8 protein-coding genes are annotated in these 16396 nt (G+C 63.7%); 6 read left to right on the top strand and 2 right to left on the bottom strand.

Features of this window, described 5'->3' with window-relative positions:
• The 6 genes from rpoB to WMK75_RS15595 all read left to right on the top strand — a co-directional run.
• The coding region (gene rpoB, locus WMK75_RS15620; RefSeq protein WP_347268538.1) for a DNA-directed RNA polymerase subunit beta at nt 1–2763 on the top strand (2763 nt) is incomplete at its 5' end.
• 53 nt (nt 2764–2816) lie between these two features.
• Nucleotides 2817–7019 (top strand): DNA-directed RNA polymerase subunit beta', encoded by a 4203-nt coding sequence (rpoC, locus tag WMK75_RS15615; RefSeq protein ID WP_347268537.1) that lies wholly within the window; start codon nt 2817–2819, stop codon nt 7017–7019.
• 433 nt (nt 7020–7452) lie between these two features.
• On the top strand, nt 7453–8520 hold the full coding sequence (locus WMK75_RS15610) for an integrase core domain-containing protein (protein WP_347268536.1): 1068 nt from the start codon (nt 7453–7455) through the stop codon (nt 8518–8520).
• A gap of 200 nt (nt 8521–8720) precedes the next feature.
• Complete coding sequence (locus WMK75_RS15605) at nt 8721–9602, top strand: WYL domain-containing protein (RefSeq protein WP_347268535.1); 882 nt, start codon at nt 8721–8723, stop codon at nt 9600–9602.
• An 8-nt stretch (nt 9603–9610) separates the two neighbouring features.
• On the top strand, nt 9611–14785 hold the full coding sequence (locus WMK75_RS15600; protein WP_347268534.1) for a DEAD/DEAH box helicase: 5175 nt from the start codon (nt 9611–9613) through the stop codon (nt 14783–14785).
• Between the two features lie 4 nt (nt 14786–14789).
• Nucleotides 14790–15362 carry a hypothetical protein gene (locus WMK75_RS15595; protein WP_347268533.1) on the top strand — a complete coding sequence of 191 codons (573 nt, stop codon included), beginning with the start codon at nt 14790–14792 and terminating at the stop codon, nt 15360–15362.
• Here the strand turns inward: WMK75_RS15595 and WMK75_RS15590 are convergent.
• The gene (locus tag WMK75_RS15590) at nt 15326–15502 is read right to left on the bottom strand and encodes a hypothetical protein (RefSeq protein WP_347268532.1); all 177 of its coding nucleotides are present in this window, start codon (nt 15500–15502) and stop codon (nt 15326–15328) included. The two genes, WMK75_RS15595 and WMK75_RS15590, sit on opposite strands and share 37 nt — an antisense overlap.
• 684 nt (nt 15503–16186) lie before the next feature.
• Nucleotides 16187–16396: hypothetical protein (locus tag WMK75_RS15585; RefSeq protein WP_347268531.1), on the bottom strand; the 210-nt coding region annotated here is incomplete at its 5' end.

Below are 16396 nucleotides of genomic sequence, written 5' to 3'. Positions count from 1 at the left end.
AAGGGCGAGATCGACGACATCGACCATCTCGGCAACCGCCGGGTGCGCTCGGTCGGCGAGCTGATGGAGAACCAGTATCGCATCGGCCTGCTGCGCATGGAGCGCGCCATCCGCGAGCGCATGTCGGGCGTCGAGATCGACACCGTGATGCCGCAGGATCTGATCAATGCGAAACCGGCGGCGGCGGCGGTGCGCGAATTCTTTGGCTCCTCGCAGCTGTCGCAGTTCATGGACCAGACCAACCCGCTGTCCGAGGTGACGCACAAGCGCCGTCTTTCGGCCCTGGGGCCGGGCGGTCTGACCCGCGAGCGTGCCGGCTTCGAGGTGCGCGACGTGCACCCGACCCATTACGGCCGCATGTGCCCGATCGAGACGCCGGAAGGTCAGAACATCGGTCTGATCAACAGCCTCGCCACTTTCGCCCGCGTGAACAAATACGGCTTCATCGAGACCCCCTATCGCAAGGTCATCGAGGGCAAGGTCACCGATGACGTGGTCTACATGTCCGCGACAGAAGAGATGCGCCACACCATTGCCCAGGCGAACGCGACGCTGGACGCGGACGGTCGTTTCACGGATGAGCTGATCTCGACCCGTCAGGCGGGCGACTTCATGCTGAACCCGGTCGATGCCGTCGATCTGATCGACGTCTCGCCCAAGCAGCTGGTCTCGGTCGCCGCGGCGCTGATTCCCTTCCTGGAAAACGACGACGCCAACCGCGCCCTGATGGGCTCGAACATGCAGCGTCAGGCGGTGCCGCTCTTGCGCGCCGAGGCTCCGTTTGTGGGTACCGGCATGGAGGCGACCGTGGCGCGCGATTCCGGCGCCGCCATCATGGCGCGGCGCGGCGGCGTCATCGACCAGGTCGATGCGCAGCGGATCGTCATCCGGGCGACCGAGGATCTGGGCGCGGGCGATGCGGGCGTGGACATCTATCGCCTGCGCAAGTTCAAGCGCTCGAACCAGTCCTCGACCATCAACCAGCGCCCGCTGGTCAAGGTCGGCGAAAAGGTGGTCAAGGGTCAGGTCGTCGCCGACGGTCCCTCGACCGATCAGGGCGAGTTGGCGATCGGCCGCAACGTGGTCGTCGCCTTCATGCCCTGGAACGGCTACAACTATGAGGACTCGATCCTGATTTCCGAGCGCATCCACCGCGACGACGTGTTCACCTCGATCCATATCGACGAATACGAGGTGGCGGCGCGCGACACCAAACTGGGCCCCGAGGAAATCACCCGCGACATCCCGAACGTCGGCGAGGAGGCGCTGCGCAACCTCGACGAGGCCGGCATCGTCTATATCGGCGCCGAAGTGGGTCCGGGCGACATTCTGGTGGGCAAGATCACCCCCAAGGGCGAAAGCCCGATGACGCCCGAGGAAAAGCTCTTGCGCGCCATCTTCGGTGAAAAGGCCAGCGACGTGCGCGATACCTCGCTGCGTCTGCCGCCGGGGGCCTACGGCACCATCGTCGAGGTCCGCGTCTTCAACCGCCACGGCGTCGACAAGGACGAACGCGCCTTGCAGATCGAGCGCGAGGAGGTCGAGCGCCTGTCGCGCGACCGCGACGACGAGCTGGTGATCCTCGAGCGCAACATCTATGCGCGCCTGAAAACGCTGATCATGGGCCGCGAAGTGGTCAAGGGTCCGAAAGGCGTCAAGCCCGGCGTCAGCGTCGATGACGAGGTTCTGGGTCAGCTGAGCCGCGGCCAGTGGTGGCAGCTGGCCGTCGCCGACGAGGACACCGCCAAGGAAGTCGAGGCGCTGAACCAGCAATTCGACGCGCTGAAACGCGCGCTGGACAACCGTTTCGACGACAAGGTGGAAAAGGTCCGTCAGGGCGACGACCTGCCCCCGGGCGTGATGAAGATGGTCAAGGTCTTTGTCGCGGTAAAGCGCAAGCTGCAGGCCGGCGACAAGATGGCCGGTCGTCACGGCAACAAGGGCGTGGTCTCCAAGGTCGTGCCGATCGAGGACATGCCCTTCCTTGCCGACGGCACGCCGGTCGATCTGGTGCTGAACCCGCTGGGCGTGCCCTCGCGCATGAACGTCGGCCAGATCCTCGAGACCCACATGGGCTGGGCCTCGCGCGGGCTGGGCATCAAGATCGACGAGGCGCTGCAGGACTATCGCCGCAATGGCGACCTGACCCCGGTGCGCGAGGCGATGAAGAACGGCTATGGCGACGAGTTCTACGCCCAGACCTTCGCGGATCTGGACGACGCCGCGCTGGTCGAACATGCCGATGCCGTGCGCGGCGGCGTGCCGGTGGCGACGCCGGTCTTCGACGGCGCCAAGGAGGCGGATGTGAACGACGCGCTGCGCCGTGCCGGTTTCGACAGCTCGGGCCAGTCGGTGGTCTTTGACGGCCGCACCGGCGAGCAGTTCGCGCGCAAGGTCACCGTGGGGATGAAATATGTCCTGAAGCTGCACCACCTTGTCGACGACAAGATGCACGCGCGGTCGACCGGCCCGTATTCGCTTGTCACGCAGCAGCCGTTGGGCGGCAAGGCGCAGTTCGGCGGTCAGCGTCTGGGTGAGATGGAGGTCTGGGCCCTTGAGGCCTACGGCGCCGCCTATACCCTGCAAGAGATGCTGACGGTGAAATCGGACGACGTGGCCGGCCGCACCAAGGTCTATGAGAGCATCGTCAAGGGCGAGGACAACTTCGAGGCCGGCGTGCCGGAATCGTTCAACGTTCTGGTCAAGGAGGTCCGGGGTCTGGGCCTCAACATGGAACTCCTGGATGCCGAGGACGAGGAGTGAGGGCGCGCCAGCGCCCCGCTTTTCCCCAACGCGCCGCTCATTAGGATTTGAAAATGAACCAGGAACTTGCCACCAATCCCCTGAACCCGCTGGCGCAGCCGCGACAGTTCGACGAAATCAAGATCTCACTGGCCTCGCCCGAGGAAATCCTCGCCTGGTCCTATGGCGAGGTGAAAAAGCCCGAAACCATCAACTACCGCACGTTCAAGCCCGAGCGTGACGGGCTGTTCTGCGCCCGGATCTTTGGCCCGATCAAGGATTACGAATGCCTTTGCGGCAAATACAAACGCATGAAATACCGCGGCCTCGTCTGCGAGAAATGCGGCGTGGAAGTCACGCTGCAAAAGGTCCGGCGCGAGCGCATGGGCCATATCGAACTGGCCGCCCCGGTGGCGCATATCTGGTTCCTGAAGTCGCTGCCGTCGCGCATCGGCTTGATGCTGGACATGACCCTGCGCGACCTTGAGCGCATCCTCTATTTCGAGAACTACGTGGTGATCGAGCCGGGTCTGACCGACCTGACCTATAGCCAGCTGCTGACCGAGGAGGAATTCCTCGACGCGCAGGACCAGTATGGTGCCGACGCCTTCACCGCCAATATCGGCGCCGAGGCGATCCGCGAGATGCTGGCCAATATCGACCTCGCTGCCACCGCCGAGCAACTCCGCGAGGAGCTGAAGGAGGCCACGGGCGAGCTGAAGCCGAAGAAGATCATCAAGCGGCTGAAGATCGTCGAGAGCTTCCTGGAATCGGGCAACCGTCCCGAGTGGATGGTGCTGACGGTGATTCCGGTCATTCCGCCGGAACTGCGGCCGCTGGTGCCGCTGGATGGTGGCCGCTTTGCCACCTCGGACCTGAACGACCTGTATCGCCGGGTGATCAACCGCAACAACCGCCTGAAGCGACTGATCGAGCTGCGCGCGCCCGACATCATTGTGCGCAACGAAAAGCGCATGCTGCAGGAATCGGTCGATGCGCTGTTCGACAACGGCCGTCGTGGCCGCGTCATCACCGGCAACAACAAGCGTCCGCTGAAATCGCTCAGCGACATGTTGAAGGGCAAGCAGGGCCGCTTCCGTCAGAACCTTCTGGGGAAACGGGTCGACTTCTCGGGCCGTTCGGTGATCGTGACCGGGCCGGAACTGAAGCTGCATCAATGCGGCCTGCCGAAGAAGATGGCCTTGGAACTGTTCAAGCCCTTCATCTACAGCCGTCTTGAGGCGAAGGGTCTGTCCTCGACCGTCAAGCAGGCGAAGAAGCTGGTCGAGAAAGAGCGTCCCGAGGTCTGGGATATCCTTGACGAGGTGATCCGCGAGCATCCGGTGCTGCTGAACCGCGCGCCGACGCTGCACCGCCTGGGCATCCAGGCGTTCGAGCCGATCCTGATCGAGGGCAAGGCGATCCAGCTGCACCCGCTGGTCTGCTCGGCCTTCAACGCAGATTTCGACGGCGACCAGATGGCCGTGCACGTGCCCCTCAGCCTCGAGGCCCAGCTTGAGGCCCGCGTGCTGATGATGTCGACGAACAACGTGCTATCGCCGGCGAACGGCGCGCCGATCATCGTGCCGTCGCAGGACATGGTTCTGGGTCTTTACTACACGACCATGGAACGCGAGGGCATGAAGGGCGAGGGCATGGCATTCGCCAACCTCGAGGAGGTCGAGCACGCGCTCGCCGCCGGCGAGGTGCATCTGCATGCCCGCATCACCGCGCGCCTGCCGCAGATCGACGAGAACGGCAACGAGGTCGTCAAGCGCTACCAGACCACGCCCGGCCGGCTGCGCCTGGGCGCGCTGCTGCCCCGAAACGCCAAGGCGCCCTTCGAGCTGGTGAACCGCCTGCTGCGCAAGAAGGACATCCAGAACGTCATCGACACCGTCTACCGCTACTGCGGCCAGAAGGAATCGGTGATCTTCTGCGACCAGATCATGGGGCTGGGTTTCCGCGAGGCCTTCCGCGCCGGGATCTCCTTCGGCAAGGACGACATGGTGGTGCCGCCGACGAAATGGACCCTGGTCGAGGAAACCCAGGACCAGGTGAAATCCTTCGAGCAGCAGTATCTGGACGGTCTGATCACCCAGGGCGAGAAATACAACAAGGTCGTCGACGCCTGGTCGAAATGCAACGACCGCGTGACCGACGCGATGATGAAGACCATCTCGGCCACCCGCAAGGACGAGAGCGGCGCCGAGCTGGAGCCGAACTCGGTCTACATGATGGCGCATTCGGGCGCGCGGGGCTCGGTCAGCCAGATGAAGCAGCTGGGCGGCATGCGGGGCCTGATGGCCAAGCCGAACGGCGAGATCATCGAGACTCCGATCATCTCGAACTTCAAGGAAGGCCTGACCGTTCTTGAATATTTCAACTCGACGCACGGCGCGCGCAAGGGTCTGTCCGACACGGCGCTGAAGACCGCGAACTCGGGCTATCTGACGCGGCGTCTGGTGGACGTGGCGCAGGATTGCATCATCCGCGAGCATGACTGCGGCACCGAACGCGCCATCACCGCCTCGGCGGCGGTGAACGACGGCGAGGTGGTCAGCCCGCTCTCCGAACGCGTGCTGGGCCGGACCGCGGCCGAGGACGTGCTGGTTCCGGGCGAGGACATCATCATCCTGCGCAAGAACGAGCTGATCGACGAGCGCAAGGCCGACGAGATCGAACAGGCAGGCGTGCAGTCGGTGCGCATCCGCTCGGCGCTGACCTGCGAATCCGAGGACGGGATCTGCGCGCTCTGCTATGGCCGGGACCTCGCACGCGGCACGCTGGTCAATATCGGCGAGGCGGTGGGCATCATCGCCGCGCAGTCGATCGGCGAGCCGGGCACGCAGCTGACCATGCGCACCTTCCACATCGGCGGCATCGCCCAGGGTGGCCAGCAGTCCTTCATCGCCGCGGCGCAGGAAGGCACGGTGGTGTTCGAAAACGAGAGCACGCTGGAAAGCGCAGGTGGCGAGCTGATCGTGATGAGCCGCAACATGCAGCTGCACATCCGCGGCGCCGCCGGCGACACGCTGGCCAGCCACAAGCTGTTTTACGGCTCGAAACTGTTCGTGCGCGACGGCGATGCCGTGGCGCGTGGCCAGAAGATGTTCGAATGGGACCCCTACACCCTGCCGATCATCGCCGAGAAGCCGGGCCTTGCGCGCTATGTCGACCTGATCAGCGGCATCTCGGTGCGCGACGAGACCGACGACGCCACCGGCATGACGCAGAAGATCGTCACCGACTGGCGCTCGGCCCCGAAGGGCAACGAGCTGAAGCCCGAGATCATCATCGTCGATCAGGACGGCGAGCCGGTCAGGAACGAGCAGGGCAACCCGGTCACCTACCCGATGTCGGTGGACGCGGTCCTGTCGGTCGAGGAAGGCCAGGAGATCCGCGCCGGCGACGTGGTGGCGCGCATCCCGCGCGAGGGCGCCAAGACCAAGGACATCACCGGGGGTCTGCCCCGCGTGGCGGAACTGTTCGAGGCCCGTCGCCCCAAGGATCACGCGATCATCGCCGAACTCGACGGCTATGTGCGCTTCGGCAAGGACTACAAGAACAAGCGCCGCATCGCGATCGAGCCGGCCGACGACACGCTGGAGCCGGTCGAATACATGGTGCCCAAGGGCAAGCACATCCCGGTGCAGGAAGGCGACTTCGTGCAGAAGGGCGACTACATCATGGACGGCAACCCGGCGCCGCATGACATCTTGCGCATCATGGGGATCGAGGCTCTGGCCGACTATCTCATCGACGAGGTGCAGGACGTCTACCGGTTGCAGGGCGTGAAGATCAACGACAAGCACATCGAGGTGATCGTTCGACAGATGCTGCAGAAGATCGAGATCCTCGACAGCGGCGACACCACGCTGCTGAAGGGTGAGCATGTCGACCGCGACGAGTTCGAGGAAGAAAACGCCAAGATCGAGGCCAAGGGCGGCCGCCCCGCCGCGGGCGAGCCGGTGCTCTTGGGCATCACCAAGGCCAGCCTGCAGACCCGCAGCTTCATTTCGGCCGCGTCCTTCCAGGAAACGACCCGCGTGCTGACCGAGGCGGCCGTGCAGGGCAAGCGCGACAAGCTGGTCGGGCTGAAGGAGAACGTCATCGTCGGCCGTCTGATCCCGGCCGGCACCGGCGGCGCCACCGCCCGCGTTCGCCGCATCGCCTCGGACCGCGACAGCGAGGTGATCGAGGCGCGTCGCGCCGAGGCCGAGGCCGCCGCGGCGCTGATCGCCCCGGCCATGCCGGAGGCCGACGAACAGGCGTGATCCTTCGCGCGCAATGAACGGAAAGAGGCCCGGTATCACGCCGGGCCTTTTTCAGATCTGCCGCCTGTGCCCGCCGCCTTGATGCAGGGCAATCGCCGGAGGGAGCCAACCTGCGGTGGGCCGCCCGCGCCTGACGCAGGAGCTGCGCGACGTGGTCATCCGCCGGAGGGAGCCAACCTGGCACCCAACTCTCTCCCGTCCTGTATCGCGCTGCACGGAAGCGTCGCGAACTCCTGCGCATCATTGTCGGACAGCAAAATTTCGGGGGAAGCCCGCGATTGACCGCTTCATCGAAACCCTAGCCGGAGTTTCTTGACGACCGCCGTCAGCCTGTGTGTTTTGGCCTTCCCTGAGAGGGGTGCCAAAATGTAGGCATGTCTCATCGCATTGACATGACGGCAATTTTTTAAGCGCCGTGCTGGAGCCCGGCAAGATGAATTCGACGTTCTCTCTCCTTCTGATCCTCCTGGCCCGGCTCTTCATGCCGCGGCACAACGCGCAGATGCGGCTGCTCCGGGCCCAGATCCATATTCTGCGGGCCCGCATCCCGGCGCAAAGGATCATCCTGACGCCTGCCGAGAAATCCGAACTGCTGCGCATCGGAGCGGAGTTCGGGCATGATATCGACGGGCTCATGGAGGTGGCCAGGCCCGCGACCTACAGGCGCTGGCTCGCCCAGATGCGCAGTGGACGCCCCTTCAAACCCTTGGGCAGGCCGCGATTGACGCAGGAACTGCGCGACGTCGTCATCCGCATCGGGTCGGAAAACCTCCTCTGGGGCTACAAGCGGATTGCCGGGGAGCTGAAAAAGCTCGGGCTCTATGCCGGCGCCAACTCGGTCAAGCGCATCCTCGATGAGGCGGGCATCCATCCGAGCCCCGAGAAGCGGAAAAAGCAGCCGGCCCTGCCGTGGACCACCTTCGTCAGGGCACATATGGAAAGCATGGTCGCCTGCGACTTCTTCACCAAGACCGTATTGACCGCCCGTGGGCCGTTGACGGCCTATGTGCTGATCTTCATCCATCTCGGCAGCCGCCGCGTGTTTTGCAGCGCCCCGACCTACGCCCCCGACTCGGCATGGGTGACGCAACAGGCCCGCAACACGCTGATGTGGTGCGCGGAACAGGGGATCACGCCGCGTTTCCTGATCCGCGATGCCGACACCAAGTTCAGCGCCAGCTTCGATACCGTCTGGGCATCGGAGGCCGCCCGCGTCATCCAGATCCCGCACAGGGCGCCGAACGCCAATGCCTTCGCGGAATCCTTCATCGGCACCATCAAGCGCGAATGCCTGGATTTCTTCGTCTGCTTCAGCCGGTCGCAACTCGACTACATCCTGCGCACATGGGTGCGCCATTACAATGTCGAGCGACCGCACCGGGGGCGGGAGATCGGGAACAACGTCCTTCAGGTCGATTTTCGCCCCGCCCGTGACGGTCCGATCCGGTGCCGGCGCCAGCTTGGCGGCATCATCACGTCCTACACTCGCGAGGCGGCGTGACCTGCGGTCTGGAAGCGGCTCTTGGTCGGCGCTATCGCCGAAGGGCGCGAACGGGCCGCCGCACTTCCATTTTGCCGCGTCACAGGACGTGACCGGACAACTCCTCGTTGACAGGTTCTCCATTTGATCCCGTTTACAGCGGATACCGCAGCACGCAGTATCATTACAGAAACTGTTTGGACCAGAATCTGTAAGGGCAAATGATCGGCGGCAAGCTCAGACATGGCGTTGAAGTTCGCTTCGAGTTCATTGAGTTCCGCGCGTATTGGCATGGGCGGCTCAACAGGTCCGACCTGATCGACCGCTTCAGCGTCTCACAGACCCAAGCGTCGCAGGACTTCAAAGCCTATCAGGAACTGGCGCCGGACAACCTCGTCTACGACGGCGTCGAGAAGACCTACCGCTGCGCCAAGGGCTTCAAGCCCGCTTTCCTCGACATCTCTGCTGAAGGCTATTTGACGCCGCTTCTTGCGATGCGGATGGGCACTCTGGAACCTGCATCATCGTGGCTGCGGACGATCCCACCCTTCCATGTATCGCCGACACCGGCGCGGATCATCCGTCCAGAGATCCTCAGAGCGATCAACCAGTCTCTCGAACAAGCGCAGGCTGTCGAAGTCCAGTATCAGTCCATGAGCACCCCGCAACCATCATGGCGCTGGATCGAGCCTCATGCCTACGCTTTTGATGGCTTCCGCTGGCATGCCCGCGCCTTCTGCCGCCGGGACGGAGTTTTCAAGGACTTCCTGCTTTCCCGCATCATCTCGACGCGGGACAGTGATCAGTCCAGCTCAGCGATTTCATCTGGCGCGCAGGACGTCGATTGGCACACCGAAGTCACATTGGTGATTGCTCCCCATCCGGGGCTGTCGGAGGGTCAGAAGCAAGCAATCCGCCTGGACTATGGGATGGGTGAGGAAGGTCTGACCGAGATCACGGTCCAGAAATCGATGCTCTATTACGCGCTCAGGCGTCTGGGGCTCGATACCGATCCATCGGCACGGCGCCCACAGGATCAGCAGATCGTACTTTTGAACCGTGACGCGATCCTCGGCCGCCGGGATCAGGCAGAGGAGCAGTAAGATTTTCCATGAAAGCTTTTGAATTCGACCATAATCTCATCGATTCCTATGCGCGTTTCTCGCGGTCTTTCAGCACAATCCGGGCAGAGGACATTGCCGCCGAGGTCGCGCGCCAATATGACGAAGGCCGCTTCTGGCCCGACGCCCTGGTTTCGCTGAATCCCAGATTTCTATCGGGCCCCACGGTGGATGACCTTGTCGTGTCGGGGGATCTGGACGAGGCAACAGCCCGGATATTCCGGATCGGCACCACCCCCATCAGGTTTCACCGGCATCAGGCGCAGTCCATCGCCAAGGCGCGGGCGGGGCATAGCTTCGTAGTGACGACGGGCACGGGCTCAGGAAAATCCCTGTGCTTCTTTGTCCCTGTGGTCGATGCCATCGTTCGTTCGCGCAAGGCCGGGCAGCCGCGCAAGACGCGCGCCATCATCGTCTACCCGATGAATGCCCTGGCCAACAGCCAGATCAAGGAAATCGAGAAGTTCATTTCCCAATCCGGGTTGCCGGACGAGTTGAAACCGGTGGTGCGGCGCTACACGGGTCAGGAGAGTCAGGAAGAGCGCCAGCGGATCGCTGACAATCCGCCCGATATCCTGCTCACGAACTTCATGATGGCCGAACTGCTCCTGACACGGCAGGACGCCCTCGATACCAAAGTCATCGACAATGCCAGCGGCCTCGAGTTCATCGTGCTCGACGAGCTGCATACCTATCGCGGGCGCCAGGGCGCCGATGTGGCGATCCTCGTGCGCCGCCTTCGGAATCGCTGCGCTCCAACCAAAGCACCAATCTGCATCGGCACCTCGGCCACGATGGCAAGCGAGGGATCGGAGGCCGGGCGCGCGAAGGCCGTGGCCGACGTTGCGTCGCGCCTGTTCGGGGCGTCGATCGGTCCTGATGCCGTCATCGACGAGTCTCTTCAGCGCGCGACGGATGACCGGCTGAATCTGGACGACGCTCGAGAGCAGCTCGCGAAGGCGCTTGGCAGCGACGTGCCTGAAACACTGACGGATGAGGCGCTGCGGCGCCATCCGCTCGCGGTATGGGCAGAGCTTGCGATCGGTCTCGATGACGGCCAGGAGCTCAAGCGCAAGAAGCCCGTCCCGTTCGACGACGCCGTAGAGCAGCTCGCGCAGGATAGCGGTCTCGACAAGGAAACCTGCCGACGTGGTTTCGAGCAATTTCTGACCCGCGTCAGCCTGCCGGAAACCGAGCGCGGTGGCGAAGGGTCCAGCGCCTTCCTAGCGTTCAAGCTGCATCGCTTCATTTCCGGTGCCGGTGAGATTTTCACGACGCTGACAGGTCGCCCGAGGCGGGTCCTGTTCGAGGGCCAGCTGGAAGATCCGGATGCGCCTGGCCATCGCCTCTACCCGACGCGGTTCTGCAGGGAATGCGGCCATGAAGTCCATGTCGTCACGAAATCCGAGGATGCCGACGGGCTTCACTTCCTGCCCAGAAACATCGATGACACGCCAATCCCGGACCCGGATGGCGATATCGCTGGCTATCTGACGCCCGTCGGCGGAAGCGACCCGGACTACGCTTTCACCGGCGAGGTGGAGACCTATCCCGAAGACTGGCGTGAAGAGCGCAACGGCATCGAACGTCTGCGCGCCAACCGGAAGGGCCGGTTGCCCGAGCCGGTCACGGTGCGACCCGATGGACGCTACAGCCCGGACGGCGTCAGTTTCTGGTTCATTCCGGGCAAGTTCGGGTTCTGTCCCTGCTGCCTTGATCAACCCCATCCGAGCATGCGGGAGCGCAGCAAGCTTGCGGGCCTTTCGGGAGAAGGCCGGAGCTCGGCAACCACGCACCTTGTATCGACCGCCCTTGAATGGATGAACGGCGATGCCAGCGGCGTCCCCGCCGAGAAGCGAAAGCTGCTCGGGTTCACGGACAACCGCCAGGACGCCGCCCTTCAGGCGGGGCACTTCAACGACTACCTGTTCGTAAGCTTGCTGCGCGGCGCCATCTTGCGCGCCGTCCTCGACGCGGGCTCGGACGGCATGGCTGAGGATGAATTCGGCCTGCGGGTTGTAAAGGCGCTCGGCTTCACGGCATCGAACAAGGACGCCCGCATCCATTGGATGCTGGATCCCGAAGCCGGCGCCGTGGTGCGCGAGGACGCACAGCGCTCGCTTGCCAAGGTCCTGGCTCATCGGGTCTGGACGGACCTGAGACGGGGATGGCGCTACACCAACCCCAGCCTGTCGGTGCTCAAGTTGGTCGACGTCGAATTCATCGGGCTCGACGACATCGCGCAGGATCGCGAGGCCCTGATGGCGGTGCATCCCGCACTTGGTGACCTCGACGCGCAAGCGTGCAAGAAGCTGCTCAAGGAAATCCTTGGCGCGTTGCTGGAAGGTCTGGCCGTCAGCACCGAAGCCCTTGATCTGACCGTCCTCGACACGGTCGGACAAAAATCGCGGAACCTGTTGCGGGCGCCTTGGGCCATCGACCAAAAGGAAACCCCCCGAAGCAGATCCACGCTATTCCTGCAGGCGCCCGGAAAGGATCGCGTCGGGCTGCGTGAAGAGCAGACCATCATCCGTGCCGGGCACAACTCCCGGATCGGACGGTCGATCAATCGCAGGAGCATGATCGGAACGAAGCTGAACAGGGACGAATACCTGGTCGTGATGACCGGCCTTCTTGAACTTATGGCACGCGAAGGTCTGGTTTCGCTCGTGGAAATCGAGGCTGATTTGCTTGGGTGGCGGTTGTCTCCCTCGGCTGTTCGAATTGTCCCTGGCGAGGCCGTCCGAACCGGAGTGGCGCAGGGGAACCGCTATTTCCACGATCTCTACAACGCCATTGCGACCGACCTGAAGAAGGGCCGCAGCACCTATTGGGGTCTGGAAGGTCGCGAGCATACCGCTCAGGTTTCGCAAAGGCAGCGCGAGTGGCGGGAATGGCGGTTCCGCTTCGAGGATGACGACCGTGCGAAGCTCAAGGAGAACATAGCCGATATCAAGGCTTCCGGAGAGTCCGATCAGTTCCTGCCGGCGCTCTTCTGCTCGCCAACGATGGAACTCGGCGTCGATATTTCTGCGCTGAATGCCGTCTATCTGCGCAACGTCCCGCCTACGCCTGCCAACTACGCACAACGGGCAGGCCGTGCCGGTCGATCCGGGCAGGCGGCGGTCATCGTGACCTATTGCGCGGCGCAGTCTCCGCACGATCAGTATTTCTTCGAGCGCAGGAACGACATGGTCGCCGGGGTCGTCAGGCCGCCTGCGCTCGACATCACCAATGAAGAACTGGTCCGCTCGCACTTGCACGCCGTTTGGCTGGCCGAGGCCAAACTGGCGCTGTCGCCGGATATCCCCGAGATCCTAGACCTGAAGGAGGCGGAATACCCGCTGAAACAGGAAGTGATCGAGGTCATCACCCGGCCAAGCCTCGTGACGGCTGCGCGAGCGCCGATGAAGCGGGTGCTGGACCAGATACTTGCCTCAATGGACGGCAAGAAACCTGCCTGGATGGGCGACGAGGATGATTTCATCCTCGAAGTCGCGATGCGCGCACCGCAGGAATTTGACCGTGCATTTGATCGCTGGCGCGAACTCTACAATTCGGCGCGGACCCAGTTGATGGAGGCGAACAGCCGGTCCGAGATCACGGGCCTCTCCGGTGCAGACCGGCGCAAGATCAAGGCTGCCCAGATGCAGGCAAGCGACCAGATCGCCATTCTTGAACAGGGGAAGGCCACCAACGGATCGGACTTTTATTCGTATCGATACCTTGCGACCGAAGGCTTTTTGCCGGGGTACAACTTCCCGCGGCTGCCGCTCTACGCCTTCGTCCCCGGTGAGGGCAAAGCCGGCTCCTTCCTGCAACGCGCAAAGTTTCTGGCGATCTCCGAGTTCGGACCGCGCAGCCTGATCTATCATGAGGGCCGCGCCTACCGGGTGATGAAGGCCAAGCTGCCGCCCGAGGTCCGCACCGGGGATGGTTCGGAGCTGGCCACCAAGGACATCTTCATCTGCTCCAACTGCGGCGCCTGCCACGAAGGTGAAGTCGAACGCTGTCACGCGTGCAACTCACCGATGGCGGGTGAGGTCCCGGTCCAGCGGACACTTCGGATCGACAATGTCGAAGCGGCCCCTGCCGACCGGATCACCGCGAACGACGAGGAGCGCGTTCGCCAGGGTTTTGACATCCAGACGGTTTTTTCCTGGCCGCGAAAAGATGGCCGCCTCCAGGTTACCGAGGCTGATTTCCGTTGTGGCGAAACATCCATCCTCGCCCTCCAGTATGCCAACAGTGCCGAGATCAGCCGCATCAACAAGGGCCTGAAACGGCGCAAGAACCAGACCGTCTTCGGTTTCAACATCGACCCGCGCAGCGGCTACTGGGCAAAGTCGGAAGACGAGGAACCGGATGTCGATGTGCCGCCCGATGTCGTGCGACCGGTCCGCATCGTGCCGATCGTGCGCGATCGCAAGAACGCGCTGCTGCTTCGCTTCCTCGATCCGGATGCCTACGCCCCTGAAACCATCGCGACCGTGCAACATGCGCTCTTGCGCGGGATCGCGGTCACCTATCAGCTTGAAGAGGGTGAGATCCTTGGCGAGCCGTTGCCCGCCCGGGACAACCGGCGCTCGATCCTCGCTTATGAAGCGACCGAGGGCGGTGCCGGTGTCCTGAACCGCCTCGTCGAAGACGCACACGCCTTGGGCAAGGTCGCACGGGAAGCTCTTTCCCTCATGCATTTCGACAAGGTCGATGACGCCATCGCGGCAGGGGATGCGTCGCTTCTGGTCGACCGGGACAGTGGGGCCTGTGTCCGGGGCTGCTATCGCTGCCTCTTGTCCTATTTCAACCAGCCAGACCACGAGCTGATTGACCGCGCCAGCGTCGAGGCAAAACAGATGCTGATCGATCTGGCTCGGGGTGAGATTGTGCTGGCTGCCGGATCATCCCGACCTGCTGGCGGCATCTACGAGTGGGATGTAGCCTTCAAGACTGCGGGCATCCCGGCCCCGGATGGCGCTTCCGTCAGCTTCGCTGACCAGGAAATGAATTTCGCCTGGCGCACCCATTTCGTCGCCGCTTGCACCGGCACCCTGTCCGCGGCCGCGCAAGAGATCGCTGACGCCAAGGGCTGGACCCTTTTCGAATTGCCTGAGAATTGCGCGGACGGCGTGCCCGACGCGTTGATTTCGATGTTCAAGGATTGACCTGATGACCGTGAATTTTGCTCCCGGAGACCTGGTGCGCGCCCGTGGGCGGGAATGGGTGGCATTGCCGTCCCCGCGCGAGGGCATTCTGGCGCTACGCCCTCTTTCCGGCAGCGAGAGTGACACGGTCATCCTTGACCCCTCGCTCGAGACCCAGCCTGTTGCCGCGGCACGTTTCGACTTGCCCGCCGATGCAGTGCCGACTGTCCAGGCGAAGGCAGCGCTTCTTGCGGACGCGATGCGGCTGACCCTTCGACGGGGAGCAGGCCCTTTCCGCTCGGTCGCGCAACTTGCCTTCGAACCCCGGACCTATCAACTCGTCCCCTTGCTGATGGCGCTTCGCCTGCAGGTGCCCCGCCTCCTGATCGCCGATGATGTCGGGATCGGGAAAGCGCAAGCTGCACGCAGGTTCGGAGAACCGCGGGGCAGCCCAGGTCCAGAGGGTCAGAAATCGCCGCCAGGTCGCATCGCTGATCCGGCCTGCGCGGTGCATGTCCTCGGCGGCCTCAAGGCTGGCGTGAATGAGATCGCGTGCCTGCATCACAGCTTCACTCCGGGTTTGAGGTTGTCGTCGTGATCGAGCCAGCCGCGTGATCGGGCGCAGGCCAGGCAGATGCAGGTGCCCTTGGCGCCGACTGACACGGGGGCGAGATAGACAGCCGGGTTCTGCTCGCCGCATTTGCGGCAGTTCAGGTCGGGGAATCGTTCGAGCGCCATTTGTGGTCTCCTTCCTCTTGCGACGGGCGGGTGGGTCTGTTGCCCTTTCCGCCGATGGGCGGGACCTTCCTTTCTGACCTTGGAAAGCCCCGTGCTTTCCGAAGGGCAGAACGGGAGGGCGCAGCCCTGCCCGTGGCCCCGGCCGGGACTGTCAGGGGGTAGGCCAAGGCGGGGTGGTGCGGCCCGCAGCCCGCAGGGCGAGGACACGGCCCGCCCGGACGACGACGCGCAGCGGCGCTTGCCCCTTGACCGGCCCGGCAGGGGATGCGTGGCGGACAGATGAAATGGAAAAGCCTGCGGGGCAGGGGTGAGCGGGCCGCGAGGCCCGTCGATCCCCTGACCCGGCAATCGGATCAGATCAGCTCGCGCACGATGCGCGGGCTTCCCCCGGCTTGTTCCGGCCTGTCGATGACGAGCACCGCTCGACTAGAGCCGCACCCTCGATGCCGGCCTCGCGCGAGGGATCGTCACCCGCATGGGCCGAGACGCGCTCGCGCGGCTCGGGCGAAGGCCGCAGGCCGCAAGGTGGAGCCCGGTCACAGCGAAGCCGGGACGCGCCAGACTGTCTCAACGCTTTCTTTTCGGATGGAATAAACACGGCAAGACCTGCCTGCCTCCGGGCGACAGCCGGGAAGGCTGACCTCGCGCAAGCGAAGCAGGGGCGGCTTGCGCCGCCCCTGATGGTCATTCGGTGACGTCGCCTTCGCCGTCATCGCTCGGCGCGAAGAGGACCAGCTCGGTTGCTCCGATGGGGAAGTCCAGCTTGATGTTGAAGGCGCTCTTCGAGCCGTCCTTTTGCTGGAACATGACGCCGACGCGGCGGAAGCGGGTTTTGCCATCGCGGCCTTCGACGGGGACGGTGACGGTGTAGTAGGTGCTCATCTCGGTTCTCCT

The sequence above is a fragment of the Paracoccus sp. (in: a-proteobacteria) genome (assembly GCF_039808215.1).
Lineage (GTDB): Bacteria > Pseudomonadota > Alphaproteobacteria > Rhodobacterales > Rhodobacteraceae > Paracoccus.
The sequence above is the reverse complement of the archived record's forward strand: the minus strand, read 5'-3'. Positions and strand labels throughout refer to the sequence as shown.

Bases quoted from the DNA above. Each gene is read 5' to 3' on its own strand.
- rpoC (WP_347268537.1), top strand. From the start codon at position 2,817: ATGAACCAGGAACTTGCCACCAATCCCCTGAACCCGCTGGCGCAGCCG.
- WMK75_RS15590 (WP_347268532.1), bottom strand. From the start codon at position 15,502: ATGGCGCTCGAACGATTCCCCGACCTGAACTGCCGCAAATGCGGCGAG.
- WMK75_RS15610 (WP_347268536.1), top strand. From the start codon at position 7,453: ATGAATTCGACGTTCTCTCTCCTTCTGATCCTCCTGGCCCGGCTCTTC.
- WMK75_RS15605 (WP_347268535.1), top strand. From the start codon at position 8,721: ATGATCGGCGGCAAGCTCAGACATGGCGTTGAAGTTCGCTTCGAGTTC.
- WMK75_RS15600 (WP_347268534.1), top strand. From the start codon at position 9,611: ATGAAAGCTTTTGAATTCGACCATAATCTCATCGATTCCTATGCGCGT.
- WMK75_RS15595 (WP_347268533.1), top strand. From the start codon at position 14,790: ATGACCGTGAATTTTGCTCCCGGAGACCTGGTGCGCGCCCGTGGGCGG.